Annotated in this window: 20 protein-coding genes; 2 read left to right on the forward strand and 18 right to left on the reverse strand. The window is 60.9% G+C overall.

What is annotated here, in order from left to right; genetic code table 11:
- Window positions 1–16: 16 nt before the first annotated feature.
- From K7431_RS20745 to K7431_RS20815, 15 genes are all read right to left on the reverse strand, one after another.
- A complete protein-coding gene (locus tag K7431_RS20745; protein ID WP_015885423.1) occupies window positions 17–622 on the reverse strand; it encodes a DUF4823 domain-containing protein in 606 nt (201 codons plus the stop codon).
- A 138-nt stretch (window positions 623–760) separates the two neighbouring features.
- Entirely contained in the window at window positions 761–1,729 is a 969-nt protein-coding gene (locus tag K7431_RS20750; protein ID WP_015885424.1) for a GTP 3',8-cyclase MoaA, read from the reverse strand.
- Between the two features lie 115 nt (window positions 1,730–1,844).
- A complete protein-coding gene (locus K7431_RS20755) occupies window positions 1,845–2,498 on the reverse strand; it encodes a TetR/AcrR family transcriptional regulator (RefSeq protein WP_015885425.1) in 654 nt (217 codons plus the stop codon).
- 635 nt (window positions 2,499–3,133) lie between these two features.
- Complete coding sequence (locus K7431_RS20760; RefSeq protein WP_015885426.1) at window positions 3,134–3,919, reverse strand: TatD family hydrolase; 786 nt, start codon at window positions 3,917–3,919, stop codon at window positions 3,134–3,136.
- 63 nt (window positions 3,920–3,982) lie between these two features.
- Window positions 3,983–4,972, reverse strand: a complete 990-nt coding sequence (locus K7431_RS20765) for a DNA polymerase III subunit delta' (protein ID WP_015885427.1) — start codon at window positions 4,970–4,972, stop codon at window positions 3,983–3,985.
- Entirely contained in the window at window positions 4,965–5,597 is a 633-nt protein-coding gene (gene tmk, locus K7431_RS20770) for a dTMP kinase (protein ID WP_015885428.1), read from the reverse strand. Before tmk ends, K7431_RS20765 begins: the two co-directional genes overlap by 8 nt.
- Before the next feature lie 19 nt (window positions 5,598–5,616).
- Complete coding sequence (gene mltG, locus K7431_RS20775) at window positions 5,617–6,750, reverse strand: endolytic transglycosylase MltG (RefSeq protein WP_015885429.1); 1,134 nt, start codon at window positions 6,748–6,750, stop codon at window positions 5,617–5,619.
- A gap of 1 nt (window position 6,751) precedes the next feature.
- Window positions 6,752–7,567 (reverse strand): aminodeoxychorismate lyase, encoded by an 816-nt coding sequence (pabC, locus tag K7431_RS20780; RefSeq protein WP_043205767.1) that lies wholly within the window; start codon window positions 7,565–7,567, stop codon window positions 6,752–6,754.
- Entirely contained in the window at window positions 7,567–8,811 is a 1,245-nt protein-coding gene (gene fabF, locus K7431_RS20785) for a beta-ketoacyl-ACP synthase II (RefSeq protein ID WP_015885431.1), read from the reverse strand. The genes pabC and fabF overlap by 1 nt, the downstream gene beginning before the upstream one ends.
- A gap of 129 nt (window positions 8,812–8,940) precedes the next feature.
- Window positions 8,941–9,177 carry an acyl carrier protein gene (gene acpP / locus K7431_RS20790; protein ID WP_003175607.1) on the reverse strand — a complete coding sequence of 79 codons (237 nt, stop codon included), beginning with the start codon at window positions 9,175–9,177 and terminating at the stop codon, window positions 8,941–8,943.
- Window positions 9,178–9,368: 191 nt separating this feature from the next.
- Window positions 9,369–10,112: a 3-oxoacyl-ACP reductase FabG gene (gene fabG, locus K7431_RS20795; RefSeq protein WP_015885432.1), complete on the reverse strand. Its 744-nt coding sequence runs from the start codon at window positions 10,110–10,112 to the stop codon at window positions 9,369–9,371.
- A gap of 30 nt (window positions 10,113–10,142) precedes the next feature.
- Window positions 10,143–11,081 carry an ACP S-malonyltransferase gene (gene fabD / locus K7431_RS20800; protein WP_015885433.1) on the reverse strand — a complete coding sequence of 313 codons (939 nt, stop codon included), beginning with the start codon at window positions 11,079–11,081 and terminating at the stop codon, window positions 10,143–10,145.
- A gap of 126 nt (window positions 11,082–11,207) precedes the next feature.
- Window positions 11,208–12,218 carry a phosphate acyltransferase PlsX gene (plsX, locus tag K7431_RS20805; protein ID WP_015885434.1) on the reverse strand — a complete coding sequence of 337 codons (1,011 nt, stop codon included), beginning with the start codon at window positions 12,216–12,218 and terminating at the stop codon, window positions 11,208–11,210.
- Between the two features lie 4 nt (window positions 12,219–12,222).
- Window positions 12,223–12,405: a 50S ribosomal protein L32 gene (rpmF, locus tag K7431_RS20810; protein WP_003179396.1), complete on the reverse strand. Its 183-nt coding sequence runs from the start codon at window positions 12,403–12,405 to the stop codon at window positions 12,223–12,225.
- Between the two features lie 13 nt (window positions 12,406–12,418).
- A complete protein-coding gene (locus tag K7431_RS20815; RefSeq protein ID WP_015885435.1) occupies window positions 12,419–12,949 on the reverse strand; it encodes a YceD family protein in 531 nt (176 codons plus the stop codon).
- Between the two features lie 105 nt (window positions 12,950–13,054).
- On the opposite strand from K7431_RS20815, the gene K7431_RS20820 reads away from it, so the two are divergent.
- Window positions 13,055–13,633, forward strand: a complete 579-nt coding sequence (locus K7431_RS20820; RefSeq protein WP_015885436.1) for a Maf family protein — start codon at window positions 13,055–13,057, stop codon at window positions 13,631–13,633.
- Window positions 13,634–13,705: 72 nt separating this feature from the next.
- Here the strand turns inward: K7431_RS20820 and K7431_RS20825 are convergent, their stop codons facing one another.
- The 3 genes from K7431_RS20825 to rluC are packed head-to-tail and all read right to left on the reverse strand — an operon-like array spanning window position 13,706 to window position 16,319.
- Window positions 13,706–14,689, reverse strand: a complete 984-nt coding sequence (locus K7431_RS20825; RefSeq protein WP_015885437.1) for a S49 family peptidase — start codon at window positions 14,687–14,689, stop codon at window positions 13,706–13,708.
- Between the two features lie 21 nt (window positions 14,690–14,710).
- Window positions 14,711–15,373: an HAD-IA family hydrolase gene (locus tag K7431_RS20830; RefSeq protein WP_015885438.1), complete on the reverse strand. Its 663-nt coding sequence runs from the start codon at window positions 15,371–15,373 to the stop codon at window positions 14,711–14,713.
- A complete protein-coding gene (rluC, locus tag K7431_RS20835; protein ID WP_015885439.1) occupies window positions 15,360–16,319 on the reverse strand; it encodes a 23S rRNA pseudouridine(955/2504/2580) synthase RluC in 960 nt (319 codons plus the stop codon). Before rluC ends, K7431_RS20830 begins: the two co-directional genes overlap by 14 nt.
- 759 nt (window positions 16,320–17,078) lie before the next feature.
- On the opposite strand from rluC, the gene rne reads away from it, so the two are divergent.
- Window positions 17,079–20,258, forward strand: coding sequence for a ribonuclease E (gene rne / locus K7431_RS20840; protein ID WP_193782790.1), 3,180 nt, complete (start codon window positions 17,079–17,081; stop codon window positions 20,256–20,258).
- Window positions 20,259–20,288: the final 30 nt, after the last annotated feature.

Genomic DNA, 20,288 nt, shown 5'->3' on the forward strand with positions numbered 1-20,288 from the left:
GGTGCTCTCCTGGTGCTTATTGATTGCTCATCCCCAGCAGGCCTCGGGCGTACTGCGCCAGCGGACGGGCAATCAAATCTTCTGGCTTGTTATCGTGGAACGTCAGTAAACCGCCACGACTGCGAATACGTGCAGTATCAATCAAATACTGGGTGCTGGTCTCGATCAACATGATCTGGATGACACCGCTGTCCAGGCCAACGCGGTCGAGGGCTTCCTGATCGGCCCACTCATCCGCGTTACCGATGCGGTCATCGGCCTTGGCGAAGCGGCAGTACAGCAGGTAGTGAGCGCCCGCCGCGCGGGCTTCGGCCATCGCCTGTTCCAAGCCTTCCGGCTGGCGGGCACGGCGCACCATGGGGAAATATTCGACAAAACCGTTGAAGGCTTCCTCGGCCACCACGTTCGGGCGCGGATAGGCGCTGCCCGGTGGTACGAAGGCGCCCTGGGCAATAAAGATAAAGGAGTCCGGCTGCACGCGAATCGAGGCGGTGCGACGGGTATCGCTGTGGTCCAGCAAGCCGGCGTCACTCATCTGATAACGGGTGCCTTCGGCCATATCGCTGACGGTCATGCAACCACTCAGCGTCAACGACACCAGCAACAAAACCAGACTACGCATCCTAATCCTCCAGAAGCCGGTGACGGAAAACCGGCGAATGGGCGTGAGATGCAGGTTTTGCGCCATTTGGTAGCAACATATGACAAATGTGGGAGGGGCCTCCTCCCACACTGGGTAGTGTGTTGTCTTGGGGGTGGGTCAGCCGCCGATAATTTTCATAATCGTGGCGCCGCCCGAGAACGCTACTTCCTGCTTGTCACCCAAAGCCTTCATCAACAGACCTTGCAGCGCCGGCAGTGCTTGATGGCGCGGCTTGTCCAGCAGGTCGCCGACATAGTGACGGTTGCTGGACGACAGGCACCCGTGCAGCCAACCGGTGGACGACAACCGCAACCGTGAACAGGTACGGCAGAACGGCACGCTTTCGTTAGCGATCACACCAAAGAAACCCTTGCCCGGCACTTCGTAGCGCACCGCGGTGGCGTCCACGGGAGCGTTGGCTTGCAGGTATTCATACTGCTCGCCGATCAGGCTCAACAGTTGCTGCAGGCTGACAAATTGCTGCAGGAACGCGTTGGAATCCTTGGCCAGGTGGCCCATGCGCATCAGCTCGATAAAACGCAGCTCGTAGCCACGCTCCAGGCAGTAGTCGAGCAGCGGCATGACTTGGTCGAGGTTCTGGCCGCGCAACGGCACCATGTTGACCTTGATCTTGATCCCGGCGGCACGGGCCTGGTCCATGCCATCAAGTACGGTGGCCAGGTCGCCGCCACGGGCGATGCTGCGGAAGGCGTCGGGGTCCAGGGTGTCGAGGGAGACGTTGATGCGCTTGATCCCGGCCTCCACCAGCAATGGCAGCTTGCGCGCCAGCAGTTGGCCGTTGGTGGTCAAGCTGATGTCACTGAGGCCCATCTGCCCGACTGCGCCCATGAAGGCTTCCAGCTTGGGGCTGACCAACGGCTCACCGCCGGTGATGCGCAGGCGGTCGATGCCGGCCGCTTCAATAAGGTATTCCACGCCACGGGCCATGGCCTCGGCCGAGAGTTCGTCCTGGGCAGCCACCAGCCGCTTGCCATTAGGCACGCAGTAGGTACACGCGTAATTACAGGCTGAGGTCAGGCTGATCCGCAAATTGCGAAAACGCCTGCCTTGACGATCAACGATCATGGAACACTCCGGCAGAGGATGATTCGGGCGCACTAAAAGCTGACTGATAAATCAGCTTTTAGCAAGAGTCCATGCCTGAGTATATTCCTGGGGTACTACGCGTGGCAGCAAATCATTACGTGGACGGCGATTCCAGCGGTGGCTGCTCGGAACTGTGTTTGCGCTTGTTGCCCATGCGCACGCCGATGTCCATCAGGAACTGGAAGAAACCTTCCTGGTCTTCCAGCACATTGCTCCAGAACGGCGAGTGGTACAGCGCCACGGCGCCGTGCACCAACGCCCACGCGGCGCAGTAGTGGAAATACGGCGGCACGTCTTCCAGCTTGCCTTCGCTGATGCGGCCTTTGATCAGCAGCGTCAGGCGTTCGAAGTTCGAGGCGCGGATCTTGTGCAGTTCCTCGACCATCTCCGGCACCTGGTGCCCCTTGACCACCTTCTCTTCCAGGCGGTCGAACAGGCGGTAGCGCTGCGGGTCGCGCATGCGGAACTCGAAGTAGGCGCGGGACAGGGCTTCCTTGTCCTTGTCGACGTCGGCCGAATGCAGCAGTTCGTTCAAGTCGCGCTCGTAGTCGAGCATCAGCCGCAGGTAGATCTCGGCCTTGGACTTGAAGTGCTTGTAGATCGTGCCTTTGCCGATACCCACGGCATCCGCAATCATCTCGACGGTGACGCTGTCTTCACCTTGTTCGAGGAACAGCTTGAGTGCGGTGTCGAGAATTTCCTGCTCACGGCGGCGAAACTCACGGACCTTACGGGGTTCTTTGTGCATGAGTAAGAGGTCTGCAGAGGTCGATAGAGGGAGGGTTACGCAAGGCCACGGATACGTGACGATACGATTTACCCGATGCGAGGGATTATCCCGACTGAACGGTCGTTGGGCAATGTCTATGTGAACCCGGAATGCACTTTACTTTCAGCACGCCAACGTTTTCATTGATATCAGTCAGAAATAACACGCAAAAACCGCACCCGTGCACCGGCCTGATGAGAACTCAAGCGAAGCGCGCGTATTCCAAATCTGTTTAAAAAACGACCAGTCGCGACTGGACTGAATCGGATACTGATCAATACTTCAACTGTCGGCGTGACATCTCCCCCAAGTGAAGCGCTGACCTGGGTACCAACGGACCGCGTGCCCTTGTTTTACTCCTAATGGTCTTAGCCCGGATTCGCCCCCCCAGAACCCGGGTTTTTTTTGCCTGCGATTTAGTTATCTACACAATGCTGTAGTGAGCGGGCTTGCCCCGCGCTGGGCTGCGAAGCAGCCCTGACACAGACACCGCCGAGTTCCAGATAGATCGAGTCGCCTGGTTTGGGGCTGCTTCGCAGCCCAGCGCGGGCGGTGCGACGATTCGACAAGCCCGCTCACTACGGGGGGACTTGTCAGCTTCTGAACGTTGTGCGTCAGCCGGCGACGTGAGCCAGCGGGAACAGACGCTTGAAGTTTGCAGTGGTCTGTTCGGCAAAGCGCTCGTAGGACTCACCGCGCAGCATCGCCAGGTAATCCGCCACATCGCGCACATACTCCGGCAAGTTCGGCTTGCCGCGATGGGGGATCGGCGCCAGGTACGGCGAATCGGTTTCCACCAGCAGACGGTCGGCCGGCACTTGGCGTGCGACGTCGCGCAGGGCGTCGGCGTTGCGGAAGGTGACAATGCCCGACAGCGAAATGTAGAACCCCAGGTCCAGGGCCGCCTTGGCCATGTCCCAGTCTTCGGTAAAGCAGTGCAACACACCGGCCTGCGGCAGCGCGGCTTCGCGCAGCAAGGTCAGGGTGTCGGCACGGGCGCCACGGGTGTGGACGATCACCGGTTTGCCGGTCTGCTGGGCAGCTTGCAGGTGCAGGCGGAAGGACGCCTGCTGCAACTCGGCGGCTTCGGGTTCGTAGTGGTAATCCAGGCCGGTTTCGCCGATGGCCACCACGCGCGGGTGGTTCAGTTCGCCCAGCAACCAGTCGAGGGCCGGGGATTCGCCGGGCTTGAGGTCCAGCGGATGGATACCCACCGAGCAATCCACATCGGCATAACGCTCGGCCAGGGCTTTAACGTCGGCGGCGTTTTCGGCGCTGACGCCGATGCACAGGAAGTGCCCTACCCCGCGCTGGCGTGCGGCTTCGAGCGCGGCATCAAGGGAGCCGTCGTGCTGGGCCAGGTCGAGGCGGTCAAGGTGGCAATGGGAATCTACGAGCATAGGTATCTACAACTTCAGTCACGAAAAGTGTCTGGCCGACGATACACCCGCCGGCCACGGAAATTAACGGCGGCCGAGCAAACCGACCCACTGCACCAGCAGCGCTTCAAGCAGCAGCACGCGGTTCAGGTTGGCCTTGCCGAGCACTTTCTGGCGCTGCGCGAGGATCCAGTCCTGGATAGTCAGGACTTTGTCCTGGGCGCTTTTCTGCGCCAGGTACTGCACCACCTTGCGCATGTCCGGCAGACCCAGGCCGTTTTCATCCTGGGTCAGCTGGTAACGCAGGATCAGGCTCGACCAGTCGCAGAACCAGTCGAACAGCAACAGCAAGGGAATGTCCTTCCAGGCAGTTTCTGCCAATTGGGTGGCGGACATTTCCTGCTTGATCAGTTTCTTCACGCCATCCACCACCAGCGCGCGCTGCTCACGCACGCCCTGGGCTTGCAGCTTCACCGCCGCCAACGGCGAGCCGGCGGCCAGCGTCAGCAACTCGACGCGCTCGTCCTCGGTGCAGTCCGGCAACGCCTTCCCCAGCCACTCAAGGCTCATGGCCTCGCTCGGCAGCGGACACGCCTGCTGCACGCACCGGCTGCGGATAGTCGGCAACAGACGGCTGGACTGGTGGCTCACCAGCAACAAAACGGTGTCGCCGGACGGCTCCTCCAGGCTTTTGAGCAACGCGTTGGCGGCGTTGATGTTCATCGCCTCCACCGGCTCGATCAGCACCACCTTGCGCCCGCCCATCTGCGCGGTTTGCACCACGAAGCTGACGAGGTCACGCACTTGGTCGACCTTGATCGCTTTGTCGGCTTCCTCGGGTTCCAGCACGTAGTTATCCGGGTGGCTGCCGGCCTTGAGCAACAGGCACGACTTGCACTCACCGCAGGCTTCCAGGTTGACCGGACGCTGGCACAGCAAACTGGCCATGAGCCGCTCGGCCAGGTCACGCTTGCCGATCCCCACCGGCCCATGCAACAGGTAGGCGTGCGCGTGCTGGGCGCGGCCGGCCAGTTGTTGCCACAGGCTATCCTGCCACGGGTAGGCTTCAGCCACGGGCGCGCTCCAGCAGGGTCGGCAACAACGCATCGATGGCTTGCTGCACGTGGGCCAACGGCTGGGCAGCATCCAGCAGGTAATAACGCTCAGGCTCGGCGGCGGCGCGTGTGAGGAACGCGGTACGGACTGCGTCGAAGAAAGCCTGGCCTTCCAGCTCGAAACGGTCCAGACGGCCACGGGCACTGGCACGGGCCAGGCCGACTTCCACCGGCAGGTCGAACACCAGCGTCAGGTCAGGGCGCAAATCGCCTTGGACGAAGGTTTCCAGGGTGGCGATGCGCGCCAGGGACAAGCCGCGGCCACCGCCTTGGTAGGCGTAAGTGGAATCGGTAAAGCGGTCGCAAATCACCACGGCACCACGGGCCAGGGCCGGACGAATCACTTCGGCCAGGTGCTGGGCGCGCGCGGCAAACACCAGCAGCAGCTCGGTGTCCGGGTTCATCTGTTCTTCACCCGGCGCCAGCAGCACTTCGCGGATGCGCTCCGCCAGTGGCGTACCACCCGGTTCGCGGGTCAACACCACCTCGATGCCTTCGCTGCGCAAACGCTCGGCCAGGTAATCGCGGTTGGTGCTTTTGCCGGCGCCTTCGGGGCCTTCCAGGGTAATAAACAAGCCAGTCACAGGCAGTCCTTAGTCAGAGTCATTGCGGGCTTTGCGGTGCGGCGGTGTCCGGCACAGGAGCAGCCGGCGGTTCGGCGGGCGCATCGGCCGATGGTGCTGCATCTTCCGCAGGTTTCACCACCGGCGCCGGGCTGGAGCGGTAATCGGCGCGGCGCTTGAGCTGGAACTCACGCACGGCGGCATTATGCGCATCCAAGTCATCGGAGAAAATATGGCTGCCGTCACCCCTTGCGACAAAATACAAGCTGCTGCCCGGCACCGGGTTCAGCGCGGCATGGATCGCCTCGCGACCGACCATGGCGATGGGCGTCGGCGGCAGGCCGGCGACCATGTAGGTGTTGTAGGGGTTGGCTTCCTTGAGGTGAGCGCGGGTCAGCTTGCCGTTGTAGCGCTCGCCCAGGCCGTAGATGACCGTCGGATCGGTCTGCAGCAACATGCCGATCTTCAGGCGACGCACAAACACCCCGGCGATCTGCCCACGCTCTTCAGGCACGCCGGTCTCTTTCTCCACCAGCGAGGCCATGATCAGCGCTTGATAAGGGTCGGTGTAGGGCGCATCGGCGGCGCGCTTGCTCCACTCCTGAGCGAGGACATCGTCCAGGCGGTTATAGGCTTTTTTCAGGAATTCGACGTCGGTCATGCCCCGCACAAAACGATAGGTATCCGGGAAGAACCGCCCTTCGGGAAACACGCCGGGGTGACCGAGCTTGTCCATCACTTCGCTGTCAGTCAGGCCCGAGAGGGTTTGCACGATCTTTTCATGCTTGGCCAGGGCCGAGCGCACCTGGCGGAAGTTCCAGCCTTCCACCAGTGTCAGGCTGTATTGCACCACTTCACCGCGCTGCCACAGGCCGATCAAGCCCTGCGCCGTCATACCGGGTGTCATGCGGTATTCGCCGCTGTGCAGTGGCTGGCCGTCGAGGTTGAAGCGCCAGTACAGGCGCAACCAGAAAGCGCCTTCAAGCACGCCGTCGGCTTCCAGGCGATTGAAGGTGCCGGTAGGGGTCGCCCCCGCCGGTACATCGAGCAATTGCTCCTGGGTCAGGTTCAAGGGCTGCTTCAAGGCAGAATCGAACTTCCAGGCCGAATAGCCCAACAGCAACGCCGCCGAGAACAAGGCGATCAGCAGCAGTACAACCAGTTTTCGTATCAACTCAAATACCCAATAGTGCGCGAACAAGGCCCTGCAGTTTACGGGTGAGCGGTCCAACCGGCCAGCTCATCGCAGCGCACCCACGCACCGGCCAAATGCCATAAACGCTGTTGCACACAAAGACTTCATCGGCCTGCTGTAACTGCTCAAGGCTGATGTCGACCACGGCCACCGGGACGCCCAGGGTTTGCGCCTGGGCCAGAATCTCGGCGCGCATCACGCCGGCAACCCCACAACGATTCAGATCGGCGGTTAGTAACAAGCCGTTGCGCACCAGGAACAGGTTGCTGAATACGCCCTCGATGACGCGTCCAGACACATCCAGCATCAAGCCTTCGGCATGTTCGGCATCCTGCCACTCGGCGCGGGCGATCACCTGCTCCAGGCGATTGAGGTGCTTGAGGCCAGCCAGTAACGGCTGCTCAGCCAAGCGGGTAGCACAGGCAAACAGGCGGATGCCGTCGGCTGCATGGGCATTGGGATAGGTAGCGGGCGGACCGCCCTGCAAGATACGGCGCGCCGGGGCGCCAGGGGTAATGCCATAACCGCGCAGGCTGTCGCCACGGGTGAGGATCAATTTGAGAACGCCATCGCCGAGGGCGGCAGCAAAGGCCAGCACTTCGCTGCGGATCAGCACCTGATCCGCAACCAAAGCGAGGCGCCTGCACCCCTCTTCGAGGCGTTGCAGGTGGCGGTCGAGCAGCACAGGCTGCCCGGCCTTGACGGCGAGGGTCTCGAACAGCCCATCGCCATACGCCAGGCCACGATCTTTCAGAGGCACGCTGTCCGCTGGCTGACCGTCGACCCAGCTGTGCATCACTCGGCGAACCGGCGGAACACCAGGGAACCGTTGGTACCGCCAAACCCGAACGAGTTGGAGATTGTCACGTCGATTGGCATGGGCTGCGCTTCGTGAGGCACGAAGTTCAGGTCGCAACCTTCGTCCGGCTCATCCAGGTTGATGGTCGGCGGAGCGACCTGATCCTTGATGGCCATGACGCTGAAGATCGCTTCAACCGCGCCCGCCGCGCCCAGCAAGTGGCCGGTCATGGACTTGGTGGAACTGACCGCCAGCTTGTACGCGTGCTCACCGAACACCGACTTGATGGCTTCGGCTTCCGCCAGGTCGCCCGTCGGGGTCGAGGTGCCGTGGGCATTGATGTACTGCACCTGGTCCGGGTTGACCTTCGCATCGCGCAGGGCGTTGGTGATGCAACGCGCAGCACCGGCACCGTCGGACGGTGGCGAGGTCATGTGGTAGGCGTCACCGCTCATGCCAAAGCCGATCAGCTCGGCGTAAATGGTGGCGCCACGCGCCTTGGCGTGTTCCAACTCTTCCAGCACCAGCGCACCGGCACCGTCGGACAATACGAAGCCATCACGGCCCTTGTCCCACGGACGGCTGGCACGGGTCGGCTCATCGTTGCGGGTCGACAGCGCACGGGACGCGCCGAAGCCGCCCATGCCCAGGCCGCAGGCCGCCATTTCGGCGCCGCCGGCGATCATCACGTCGGCTTCGTCATAGGCGATGTTGCGCGCCGCCATGCCGATGCAATGCGTACCGGTGGTGCAGGCGGTGGCAATGGCGTAGTTAGGTCCCTGTGCGCCCAAGTGGATGGACAGGAAACCGGAAATCATATTGATGATCGAACCCGGCACGAAGAACGGTGAAATTCGACGGGGGCCGGAATCGTGCAAGGTGCGGCTGGTTTCTTCGATATTGGTCAAACCGCCAATACCCGAACCCATGGCCACGCCGATGCGGTCACGGTTGGCGTCGGTGACTTCCAGGCCGGCGTTACGCACCGCCTGAAAACCGGCTGCCAGGCCGTATTGAATGAACAGGTCGAGTTTGCGGGACTCTTTTATCGAGAGATATTCCTCGACATTAAAACCCTTTACCGAGCCGCCAAAACGGGTGGAATAGGCAGAAAGGTCCGTGTGTTCGATCAGACCAATACCACTGCGGCCAGCCAGAATGCCCTGCCAACTGCTCGGCACATCCGTGCCCAGTGGCGACAACATACCCATACCGGTGACTACGACGCGTCTACGCGACACAGCACTCTCCTTTTTCTTGATGACGACACTTTGCATCAGAACCGACTTTTCATCAGCGCTTAAAGAAAAAACCGCACGCCGTTACAGCAGTGCGGTTTTTCCCTGACAGCAAGCGACGACTACAAACTATTACGCCTGGTGGCTAGTAACGTAGTCGATAGCAGCTTGAACAGTAGTGATTTTTTCAGCTTCTTCGTCCGGGATTTCGGTCTCGAATTCCTCTTCCAGAGCCATCACCAGCTCAACGGTGTCAAGGGAATCGGCACCCAGGTCTTCTACGAAGGAAGCAGTGTTGACCACTTCTTCTTCTTTAACGCCCAGTTGCTCGGCGACGATTTTCTTGACGCGCTCTTCGATGGTGCTCATACCTTGTTTAACTCCTAATGGACAAATTCAGGCAGCTGGCCAGTGGGTAAGTGTATAGAAAGCCATTTCAGCTTTTCAACTGAAAGCTTCACCCTGTACCCGGTCGGCCACCTGCCTATAAATTAAGTTGCAGCTTTATAACGGATTTTAGACAGCTCGTATGACATTTTTTTGAAGCGATCCGTCACAATTTAACTCATGTACATCCCGCCGTTCACCGGGATTGTAGCCCCAGTCACGTATGCCGCACCGTCAGATGCCAGGAAAGTGACCACATTCGCGATCTCTTGAGCCTGGCCCAGACGGCCCAGCGGAATCTGCGTCAGCAAGGCTTCACGCTGTGCTTCCGGCAGTTCGCGGGTCATATCGGTGTCGATGAACCCTGGGGCCACCGAGTTGACCGTAATCGACCGCGAGCCGACTTCACGCGCCAATGCACGACTGAAACCTTCCAGACCGGCCTTGGCGGCTGCATAGTTTACTTGGCCTGCGTTGCCCATGGCACCCACTACGGAGCCAATATTGATAATTCGGCCCCAACGCGCCTTGGTCATGCCACGCAAAACGCCCTTGGACAGGCGAAACAGACTGTTCAAGTTGGTGTCGACCACGTCGTACCACTCGTCGTCTTTCATGCGCATCATCAGGTTATCGCGGGTGATACCGGCGTTATTCACCAGAATAGCCGGTGCGCCGAACTGTGCAGTGATCTCGGCCAATACCGCAGCCACGGACTCATCGCTGGTCACGTTCAGCTCAAGACCGGTGCCTTGCACGCCGTTTTCCTTCAGGGTCGCGGCGATACGCTCGGCGCCCGAGGCGGAAGTGGCGGTGCCGATCACAACGGCGCCCTGACGGCCCAGCTCCAGGGCGATCGCCTGGCCAATGCCACGGCTAGCGCCGGTGACCAGTGCAACTTTACCTTGCAGACTCATGCAGGCTTCTCCTAAGTTCGGGATCAGGGTTCAGGCCAGTGCCGCGCGAGCGGCAGCGAAGGCATCCGGGGTATTCAGGTTAGCGGTCGACACACCGTCGGCGCAGCGTTTGTTCAGGCCGGCCAGGACTTTGCCCGGGCCGCACTCGACCAGCTCGGTGGCGCCATTGGCAGCCAGGGTCTGGACCGACTCAACCCAGCGTACGGGCTTGTAGAGCTGTTCCAGCAGATCGCGCTTGAGGGTCTCGAGGTCGGCGGCTACTGCCGCGCTGACGTTCTGCACCAGCGGGATCTGCGGCGCCTGCCAGTTGATGGCGGCGATGGACTCGGCAAAACGCTCGGCCGCCGGGCGCATCAACTCGCAGTGCGATGGCACGCTCACCGGCAACGGCAATGCGCGCTTGGCGCCACGCGCCTTGCAGCCTTCGATGGCACGCTCAACGGCAGCCTTGGCACCGGCGATCACCACCTGGCCAGGGGAGTTGAAGTTCACTGCGCTGACGACCTCGCCTTGGGCCGCTTCGGCGCAGGCTTCGATCACCACGGCATCGTCCAGGCCCAGGATAGCGGCCATGCCGCCCTGCCCGGCCGGAACGGCTTCCTGCATCAGTTGACCACGACGCTCGACCAGCTTGACCGCTTCACCGAGGGTCAGGCTGCCCGCCGCCACCAGGGCGCTGTATTCGCCCAGGCTGTGACCGGCGACGAATGCCGGGCGCGCGCCGCCTTCCGCCAGCCACAAGCGCCACAAGGCGATCGAAGCGGTCAGGATGGCCGGTTGGGTTTTATCGGTTTGATTGAGTTGTTCTTCCGGCCCCTGCTGGGTCAGTGCCCACAGGTCGTAACCCAGGGCGTCGGAAGCTTCCTTGAAGGTGTCCAGGATCAACGGGTATTGCGCGCCCAGCTCGGCCAACATGCCGAGGGACTGCGAACCCTGCCCTGGAAAGACGAATGCGAGGGATGTAGACATGTAACAAGCCCCTAATGATCTGGTCGTCAAAAATGCGCACTCCTACGGTGGGAGCGCACGAAACTGACAGATTGGATGGTCAATTGAACTGGCCGGTCACATTTAAGCACTCCCGGGCCGATTCGCCTAAGGCAACAGATCCTCAAGACGCCCGTGCAAGCGTTGCGGCAGGTTCTCCTGGATCTCGATCAAGGCCCGCGCAATCGCGCTTTGAAAGCCCTCGACGCCTGCCGAGCCATGACTTTTCACCACGATGCCCTGCAACCCCAGGAAACTCGCGCCATTATGCCGCGCCGGGGCCAGGTCAGCCTGCAGGCGGCGCATCAACGGCAGCGCCAGGGCGCCCACCATGCGTGACACCAGGTTCTGCCTGAACAACGCTTCGATACGCGTGGCGATCATGGTCGCCAGGCCTTCGCTGGATTTGAGCAGGATATTGCCGACAAAACCGTCGCACACCACCACGTCCGCTTCGCCACGGTACAAGCCATCACCCTCGATAAAACCGACGTAGTTCAGACCCCGCGCGCCTTGCAGCAAGGTGGCCGCCAGCTTGACCTGCTGGTTGCCCTTGATGTCTTCGGTGCCGATATTCAGCAAGGCCACCCGCGGGCGGGCTACGCCCAGCGCTTCGGCGGCCACCGAGCCCATCACGGCAAACTGGAACAGGTGCTCGGCACTGCAATCGACGTTGGCGCCCAAGTCCAGCAGTTGGCAATAACCTTTCTGCGTCGGAATCGCCGCCACCATCGCTGGCCGGTCGATGCCGGGCAACGTCTTGAGCACATAACGCGACAATGCCATCAACGCCCCGGTGTTACCGGCGCTGACACAGGCCTGCACCTTGCCGTCGCGCAGCAACTCAAGGGCCACCCGCATTGACGAGTCGGGCTTGCCACGCAGGGCCGCCGCCGGCTTTTCATCCATACCGATGGTTTCGCTGGCCGCTGTAACCGTCAGGCGCGCGCGATCCACCGCCGGATGGCTGGCAATCAGTTCTTCAAGTAAGGAGGGTTGACCGACGAGGGTCAGGTGCAGCGAGGGTGTGGCGGACAGGCTGGCAATGCAGGCCTGAACAATGCTGCGGGGACCGAAGTCCCCGCCCATTGCGTCTATCGCGATGACTAGAGCAGACAAGTGATTACTCGTCAGCGCCCTTGTCGATCACTTTACGGCCACGGTATACGCCTTCTGGCGATACGTGGTGACGCAGGTGAACTTCACCGGTGGTCTTTTCTACGGACAGGGTGCTAGCCTCGAGAGCGTCGTGCGAACGACGCATGTCACGGGCGGAGCGGGATTTTTTGTTCTGCTGAACAGCCATAATTGATTAACTCCTAAACGTTTGGGTCACGCTTTAACTGCGCCAATACACTGAACGGGTTGGACCGCGTTACCTCGTCCTCGCTCGGTTCGGACTCGTCATCGAGCCCCTCCGGCTGCTGGCATTCTTCCGGATGATGAGCAGGCACAATGGGCAAGGCGAGCAGAAGCTCCTCCTCGATCAGTGCATGCAGATCCAATGGATCTTCGCCCAGTTCCAGCACGTCATAACCTTTCGGCAACGACTGGGTATTCGCACCCTCCTTCACCACGGCATAACTGCACTCGCTGTGGATCGGCAGGGTGACCAGCTCAAGACAACGCTGGCAAACCATTTTGACTTCGGTGTCGATAAAGCTGTGAATTACCACAGATTTACGTTCATCTCGTTCAAAAACGAATTTAGCCTGGACCGTACCGACGGTGTCGGAAAGCGGGTCGCAGAGTCTCTCCAAATCGGCCAACAGCAACTCACCTTGAAGGGAAGTGCCACGATCAGCCAATTTGCGCGGGTCAACGTGAGGTGGAATCGGGTCATTCAACATAGGCGCAGCATTATAGGGATGCACCCAGCCATGTCAAAGGAAATTCAGCCCTGTGCGTCAGCCGGTCACGCCGCTAGAATCCGCTGCCGCCCTGAGGAGACGCCCATGCTGCCTTTATTACTCGCATCCAGCTCGGTTTATCGCCGGGAATTGCTGAGCCGCCTGCACCTGCCGTTCATCTGCAGCTCGCCGGATATCGACGAAAGCCACCGTAAAAATGAATCCGCCGTCGAGCTGGTCAAGCGCCTGGCCGAACAAAAAACCCGCGCCCTGGCCGCCAGTCATCCGGGGCATTTGATTATCGGCTCGGACCAGGTCGCCGCGCTGGAAGGTCGGATCATCGGCAAACCGCACACTTTCGAAAATGCTCGCGAACAGTTACTGGCTGCCAGCGGCAAACGCGTGAGTTTCCTCACCGGGCTGGCACTGCTGAACAGCGAGACAGGGCACTGCCAAGTCGACTGCGTACCTTTTACAGTGCACATGCGCGAGCTGGACGCTGAGCGTATCGAGCGCTACCTGCGCATCGAGCAGCCGTATGACTGCGCGGGCAGCTTCAAGGCAGAGGGGCTGGGTGTGAGCCTGTTCCAGGGTACCGAAGGGCCGGACGCCACCAGCCTTGTCGGCTTACCGCTGATTCGCCTGGTAGACATGCTGCTGGCAGAGGGCGTGCAAATCCCCTAAGAACAGCACACAACCAAATGTGGGAGAGGGCTTCCCCCCTCCCACATTTGGAACTACACCAGGCTTGAGACTTCAGCGTAGCGTCGGGCCTTGGAAGCCCATGTACAGCGCCAGCTTCTCAGCCACACTCGAACCGAGTTTCTTGGAGAACCGATCAAACGGCGATTCCTCAACCGTGAAATCCACCAACTCCTTCTCGCCAATCACATCCCGCGCCACCGAACTGGCACTGCCCAGGCCGTCGATCAAGCCCAGCGGCAACGCCTGCTCGCCGGACCACACGAGCCCGGAGAACAGCTCCGGATGGTCTTTATCTTTCAGGCGATCGCCACGCCCTTGCTTCACGCTGGCGATGAACTGGCGATGGGTGGTGTCGAGCACGCCTTGCCAGAACTGGGTTTCATCAGCTTTTTGCGGTTGGAACGGATCAAGGAACGATTTGTGCTCACCCGAGGTGTAGGTGCGGCGCTCCACCCCTAGTTTCTCCATGGTGCCGACAAACCCATAACCGGCCGCCGTTACACCGATGGAGCCCACCAGGCTGGCCTTGTCGGCATAGATCTGGTCAGCGGCGCTGGCAATGTAATAGGCACCCGAAGCACCCAGGTCGGAAATCACCGCGTACAGCTTGATATCCGGATGCAGGCCACGCAGACGGCGAATCTCGTCATACACATAACCCGACTGCACCGGGCTGCCGCCCGGACTGTTGATGCGCAGGATCACACCCTTGACCTTGGGGTCCTCGAACGCGGCACGCAGGCTGCTGACGATATTGTCGGCGCTGGCAGACTCCTTGTCGGCAATCACCCCGCGCACTTCGATCAGGGCGGTGTAGTGGGCGCCACGGGTCGCGCTTTTTTCCATGTCCATGAGCGGACTGAACAACGCCAGCATGGCAATCAGCCAGACAAATGTCAGCAGCTTGAAGAAAATCCCCCAACGCCGCGCACGACGCTGTTCCTGGACGCTGGCCAGGAGGGTTTTCTCCAGCAGCTTCCAGCTTTTGTCATCACCGTTTTCAGCCTTTTCGGGCGCTTTCCACTCGTCACTCATGCCATCAACCCCAGCAAAGACTTATTGGGCCCGGCTGAGCCAGGCCTGCAATTCGGAAAAATGATCAATCGTCAGCCTGGGCTCATAGTGCTGCAAGGCCTCGGCCGCCTGGGCGCCATAACTGACCGCCACACTGTCCATGCCAGCATTGCGTGCCATCATCAGGTCGAAGGAGGCATCCCCCACCATCAACGCCTGGCGTGGCGACACACCGCAGTGCGCCAGGATCTGCTCCAGCATCAGAGGATGAGGCTTACTGGCAGTTTCATCGGCGGCGCGGGTGATATCGAAATAATCTTCCCAACCGTGGGCCTTGAGCACCCGGTCCAGCCCGCGACGGGCCTTGCCGGTAGCGACCGCCAGGTGATAACCCTCGGCGCGGAACGCATCCAGCGACTGCACCACCCCCTCGAACAACGGCGAAGGCGTGGCCTCCAGGGCGATGTAGTGATCGGCGTAATGATCTCGGAATGCAACCAACTCAGCGTCGCTGATCTCGGGGTACAAGGTGCGAATGGCCTCAGGCAAGCCGAGCCCGATAATGCCCTTGACCGCGTGGTCAGTGCACAGCGCGAACCCCGAACGGGTCGACGCGGTGTGCATCGATTCGACGATCCGACCAATGGAATTACACAGGGTGCCATCCCAATCGAAGATCAGCAGCTTGTAATCAGGGTGCGACACTCAAACGCTCCACGGTCTTGGCCCACATCTCATCGACCGGCGCCTGCAGCTTCAATTCGCCACCATCGGGCAGCGGCACGGTGAGCATGTAGGCGTGCAGGAACAGGCGCTTACCGCCTAAATCACGGATTTCCTTGGAGAAACCCTCGTCGCCGTATTTGGTATCACCGGCAATGCAGTGACCCGCATGCAAGGTGTGTACGCGAATCTGGTGGGTACGGCCGGTTACCGGCTTGGCCTCGACCATGGTGGCGAAGTCACCGAAGCGACGCAGCACCTTGAACAGGGTCAGGGCTTCTTTACCCTCCTCGTCCACCTCGACCATGCGCTCGCCGGAGCGCAGGTTGCTCTTCTGCAAGGGCGCGCGAACGCTTTTGATCGAGCTGGCCCAGTTGCCGCGCACCAGCGCCATGTAGCGCTTGTCTACACCATCGCCACGCAGGGCGGTGTGCAAATGACGCAACATGCTGCGTTTCTTGGCGATCATCAGCAGGCCGGAGGTGTCACGGTCCAGGCGATGGACCAATTCCAGCTCCTTGGCGTCCGGACGCAACTGACGAAAGGCTTCGATCACGCCGAAATTCAGGCCACTGCCGCCGTGAACCGCAATGCCGCAGGGCTTGTTGATCACGATCAGCTTGTTGTCTTCGAAGACAATCGACGCCTCAAGGCGCTGCAACAGGCCTTGGGCCAGCGGGACAGGCTCATCACGCTCAGGCACGCGCACCGGCGGCACACGGACGATATCGCCCGCCTGCAACTTGTACTCGGGCTTGATCCGGCCCTTGTTCACCCGCACTTCACCTTTACGCAAGATGCGGTAGATCAAGGTCTTGGGCACGCCTTTGAGCCTGGCCAGGAGAAAATTATCGATGCGTTGGCCGGCATATTCCGGCGAGACCTCGAGCAGCTGGACGCTGGGGGTCTGGGGGGCGGTAGTCGTCATGGCGGCGATGATAACAATTTTTTATGGAATTGAAGCACTTAATCATTGCTGCTATAGTCGCGAACGCCGCCAAAAGCGGCCTGGACAGAGGACTTGCGGCAAATTGCCGGCCCTGACCATCGCAATTCATCAGGACGCGAGGCCGTCCTACGGGGCTTTCGCCACCTTGGAAGGCTCGGGATTGTAACAAGCGCAGGTGACATGAGGCCTGAAGCGAGTGCAATACGCAGAGTGATTACTCGCGTTTTGCGCCGATATTTACGGCCAGTTCACAAAGTGCAGTCAGTCTTGAGCCACACCATGGCGAATGCTTCGGAAACAACGCCTGTTAAGAGCTGAGTGAGAGCGCGATCGCCCACACCTAGTCTTGTTTAGCCATGAGCGTGGACTCCCCATTGGAGTACACGGTAAATGCCAACCCGCTGCGGATTCTGCGCGCGGCAGCACCCGAATTATCAGGGATACGTGTAGGGTGGAGATGCACAACCGTCGGACCGTGTAGCACTAGGCTTATATTTAGACGCTTCATCTCGTCCACAGTCGCCGGTTGATTCCTCCTCCTGACCTTAGCTTTTGTTGAAGTGGTGCCTTTGTCACCACCGCTAACAAGCAGGACGCGTCCGTCGCGATACCGGCCCAATTGGCCTGTTATTGCTGGACACTGGAGTGGCCAACCACTCTTGACGCACCTGACACCGACCGTGAGAAGTCGTGTGTGCCGAACGCCGTTTCCGGCAGCCCGGAAACCGACGGTACAACATGAAAAGAATGCTGATTAACGCAACTCAACCCGAAGAGTTGCGTGTTGCACTGGTAGATGGCCAACGCCTCTACGACCTGGACATCGAATCCGGTGCACGCGAGCAGAAGAAGGCCAATATCTATAAAGGCCGTATTACTCGCATCGAACCAAGCCTTGAGGCTGCCTTTGTCGATTTCGGCTCCGAGCGCCACGGCTTCCTGCCCCTCAAAGAAATCTCCCGCGAATACTTCAAGAAAGCGCCTGAAGGCCGCGTGAACATCAAGGACGTCCTGAGCGAAGGCCAGGAAGTCATCGTTCAGGTCGAAAAAGAAGAACGTGGCAACAAGGGCGCCGCCCTGACCACCTTCATCAGCCTGGCAGGCCGTTACCTGGTCCTGATGCCGAACAACCCACGTGCCGGCGGTATTTCCCGTCGCATCGAAGGCGAAGAGCGCAACGAACTGCGTGAAGCGCTGAACGGCCTGATCGCACCGGCCGACATGGGCCTGATCGTTCGCACTGCCGGCCTGGGCCGCAGCAGCGAAGAAATGCAGTGGGACCTCGACTACCTGCTGCAACTATGGACCGCCATCAAAGAAGCGTCCCTGGATCGTTCCGCGCCATTCCTGATCTACCAGGAAAGCAACGTGATCATCCGCGCCATCCGCGATTACCTGCGCCAGGACATCGGCGAAGTGCTGATCGACAGCGTTGAAGCACAGGACGAAGCCCTGACCTTCATCCGCCAGGTCATGCCGCAGTACGCCAGCAAGATCAAGCTGTACGAAGACAGCGTCCCGCTGTTCAACCGTTTCCAGATCGAAAGCCAGATCGAGACCGCCTTCCAGCGCGTGGTCGAACTGCCTTCCGGTGGCTCCATTGTGATCGACCCGACCGAAGCCCTGGTGTCCATCGACATCAACTCGGCGCGCGCCACTAAAGGTAGCGACATCGAAGAAACCGCCCTGCAGACCAACCTGGAAGCGGCTGAAGAAATCGCCCGCCAGCTGCGCCTGCGCGACATCGGCGGCCTGATCGTGATCGACTTCATCGACATGACCCCCGCCAAGAACCAGCGCGCCGTGGAAGAGAAAGTCCGCGAATGCCTGGAAGCTGACCGTGCCCGCGTACAGGTTGGCCGCATCTCGCGCTTCGGCCTGCTGGAAATGTCCCGTCAACGCCTGCGTCCGTCCCTGGGCGAAAGCAGCGGCATCGTCTGCCCGCGTTGCAATGGCACCGGCATCATCCGTGACGTCGAGTCGCTGTCCCTGGCGATCCTGCGCCTGATCGAAGAAGAAGCCCTGAAAGACCGCACCGCCGAAGTCCGCGCACAAGTGCCGATCCCGGTCGCCGCGTTCCTGCTCAACGAAAAACGCAACTCGATCACCAAGATCGAACTGCGCACCCGTGCCCGTATCGTGATCCTGCCGAACGATCACCTCGAGACGCCGCACTTCGAAGTGCAGCGCCTGCGTGATGACAGCCCGGAAGCCCACAGCGGCCAGTCCAGCTATGAAATCGCCGCTGCCGCCGCCGAAGTGGAAGAAGTCCAGCCGGCCGCTGCGACCCGCACCCTGGTTCGCCAGGAAGCCGCCGTGAAGACCGCCCCTGCCCGCGCCAACGCACCGGTGCCGACTGAAGTGGCTGCACCGGTTGCCGCACCGGCCGCCCTGCCTGAGCCAAGCCTGTTCAAGGGCCTGGTGAAGTCGCTGGTCAGCCTGTTCGCGACCAAGGAAGAGCCCGTTGCTCCGGTTGTGGTTGAAAAACCTGCCACCGAACGCCCGGCGCGCAACGAAGAGCGTCGCAACGGTCGCCAGCAGAGCCGTAACCGTAACGGTCGCCGTGACGAAGAACGCAAGCCTCGCGAAGAACGTGCACCGCGTGAAGAACGCGCGCCACGTGAAGAGCGTGCGCCTCGCGAAGCCCGTGAAGAAACCCCGACCGTAGCCCGTGAAGAACGCGCACCGCGTGAAGAGCGTGCACCACGCACCCCACGTGCTCCGCGTGAAGATCGCAAGCCACGTGGCGAGCGTGAAGAACGTGTGCGTGAACTGCGCGAGCCGCTGGATGCCGCTCCGGCCGTCGCCGCCGAAGCCGTCAGCGAAGAACGCCCGGCTCGCCAGCCGCGTGAAGAACGCGCGCCACGTGAAGAACGCCAACCTCGCGCTCCGCGTGAAGAGCGTCAACCACGTGCCGAGCAAGCGGCTGCCGCCAGCGAAGAAGAAGTACTGACCGGCGAAGAGCAACCGCAGGAAGACGGTCAGGAAGGCGCCGAAGGCGATCGTCCACGCCGCCGCTCCCGTGGCCAGCGTCGTCGCAGCAACCGTCGTGAGCGTCAGCGTGATGCCAACGGCAACGTGATCGAAGGCTCGGAAGAGACCGGCGAAAACGCAGAAGCCGCTACCAGCGAACCGACGGGCGCCGAACTGGCTGCCGGCCTGGCTGTTACCGCTGCCGTTGCCAGCTCGGTCATCAGCGCACCTGCTGAAGCCCAGGCCCACGAGCAGGCTGAGCGCGCTACTGCTGCTGTCGAAGAGACCGTCATCGCAGAAACACCTGTTGCCGAGACGCCAATCGTTGAAGCACCTGCTGTTGAAGCATCGGTTGCTGAAGCGCCAGTTGTAGAAGCGCCGGCTGTCGAAGCCACCACCCCAATCGAAGCGCCGGTTGTGCCGGAAGTGGAAGTTGTTCCGGAAGTAGAAGTTGCTCCGGTTCAAGAAGCCCAGCCAGAAGTTGAAGTGGCAGCGGTTGAAGAAGCACCGGCGATTGAACCTCAGCCAGTGACTGAAACAGTCGTTGAAGCTCCGGTTGTCGAGGCGGCTCCAGAAGTTCGTGAAGTTCGTGAAGAACAGACCGCCTTCCAATGGACTGCCGAGCCTGCCGCGCCGGTTGAAGCGCCAGAACCTGCCCCAGTGGTAGAAGACGCGCCGGCACCGGTTGCCGAAGTCGTGGTTGCCGAGCCAGCCCCCGTGGTTGAGCCTGCTCCGGTCGTTGAACCTGCACCCGTGGTTGAAGCGCCGGTGGTTGCCGAAGTTGCCGCGCCAGTGGTTGAAGCAGCACCGGTCAGTGCCCTGACCGAAAACGGCCGTGCCCCGAACGACCCACGTGAAGTGCGTCGTCGTCGCAAGGAAGCTGAAGCCGCTGCAGCGGCTGCCGCAGCACAGGAAGCAGAGCACGAGAGCAAACCTCTCGTCTGATTCCGTCAGCAATTAAAAAGCCCCGCCTGA

It is taken from the genome of Pseudomonas fluorescens group sp., assembly GCF_020093335.1.
Classification (GTDB): Bacteria; Pseudomonadota; Gammaproteobacteria; order Pseudomonadales; family Pseudomonadaceae; genus Aquipseudomonas; species Aquipseudomonas petroselini.

Excerpts from the sequence above, each read along its gene's own strand:
- K7431_RS20745 (WP_015885423.1), bottom strand. The coding sequence starts at position 622 with ATGCGTAGTCTGGTTTTGTTGCTGGTGTCGTTGACGCTGAGTGGTTGC.
- K7431_RS20750 (WP_015885424.1), bottom strand. The coding sequence starts at position 1,729 with ATGATCGTTGATCGTCAAGGCAGGCGTTTTCGCAATTTGCGGATCAGC.
- K7431_RS20755 (WP_015885425.1), bottom strand. The coding sequence starts at position 2,498 with ATGCACAAAGAACCCCGTAAGGTCCGTGAGTTTCGCCGCCGTGAGCAG.
- K7431_RS20760 (WP_015885426.1), bottom strand. The coding sequence starts at position 3,919 with ATGCTCGTAGATTCCCATTGCCACCTTGACCGCCTCGACCTGGCCCAG.
- pabC (WP_043205767.1), bottom strand. The coding sequence starts at position 7,567 with ATGCACAGCTGGGTCGACGGTCAGCCAGCGGACAGCGTGCCTCTGAAA.
- acpP (WP_003175607.1), bottom strand. The coding sequence starts at position 9,177 with ATGAGCACCATCGAAGAGCGCGTCAAGAAAATCGTCGCCGAGCAACTG.
- fabG (WP_015885432.1), bottom strand. The coding sequence starts at position 10,112 with ATGAGTCTGCAAGGTAAAGTTGCACTGGTCACCGGCGCTAGCCGTGGC.
- fabD (WP_015885433.1), bottom strand. The coding sequence starts at position 11,081 with ATGTCTACATCCCTCGCATTCGTCTTTCCAGGGCAGGGTTCGCAGTCC.
- rpmF (WP_003179396.1), bottom strand. The coding sequence starts at position 12,405 with ATGGCTGTTCAGCAGAACAAAAAATCCCGCTCCGCCCGTGACATGCGT.
- K7431_RS20815 (WP_015885435.1), bottom strand. The coding sequence starts at position 12,949 with ATGTTGAATGACCCGATTCCACCTCACGTTGACCCGCGCAAATTGGCT.
- K7431_RS20820 (WP_015885436.1), top strand. The coding sequence starts at position 13,055 with ATGCTGCCTTTATTACTCGCATCCAGCTCGGTTTATCGCCGGGAATTG.
- K7431_RS20825 (WP_015885437.1), bottom strand. The coding sequence starts at position 14,689 with ATGAGTGACGAGTGGAAAGCGCCCGAAAAGGCTGAAAACGGTGATGAC.
- rluC (WP_015885439.1), bottom strand. The coding sequence starts at position 16,319 with ATGACGACTACCGCCCCCCAGACCCCCAGCGTCCAGCTGCTCGAGGTC.
- rne (WP_193782790.1), top strand. The coding sequence starts at position 17,079 with ATGAAAAGAATGCTGATTAACGCAACTCAACCCGAAGAGTTGCGTGTT.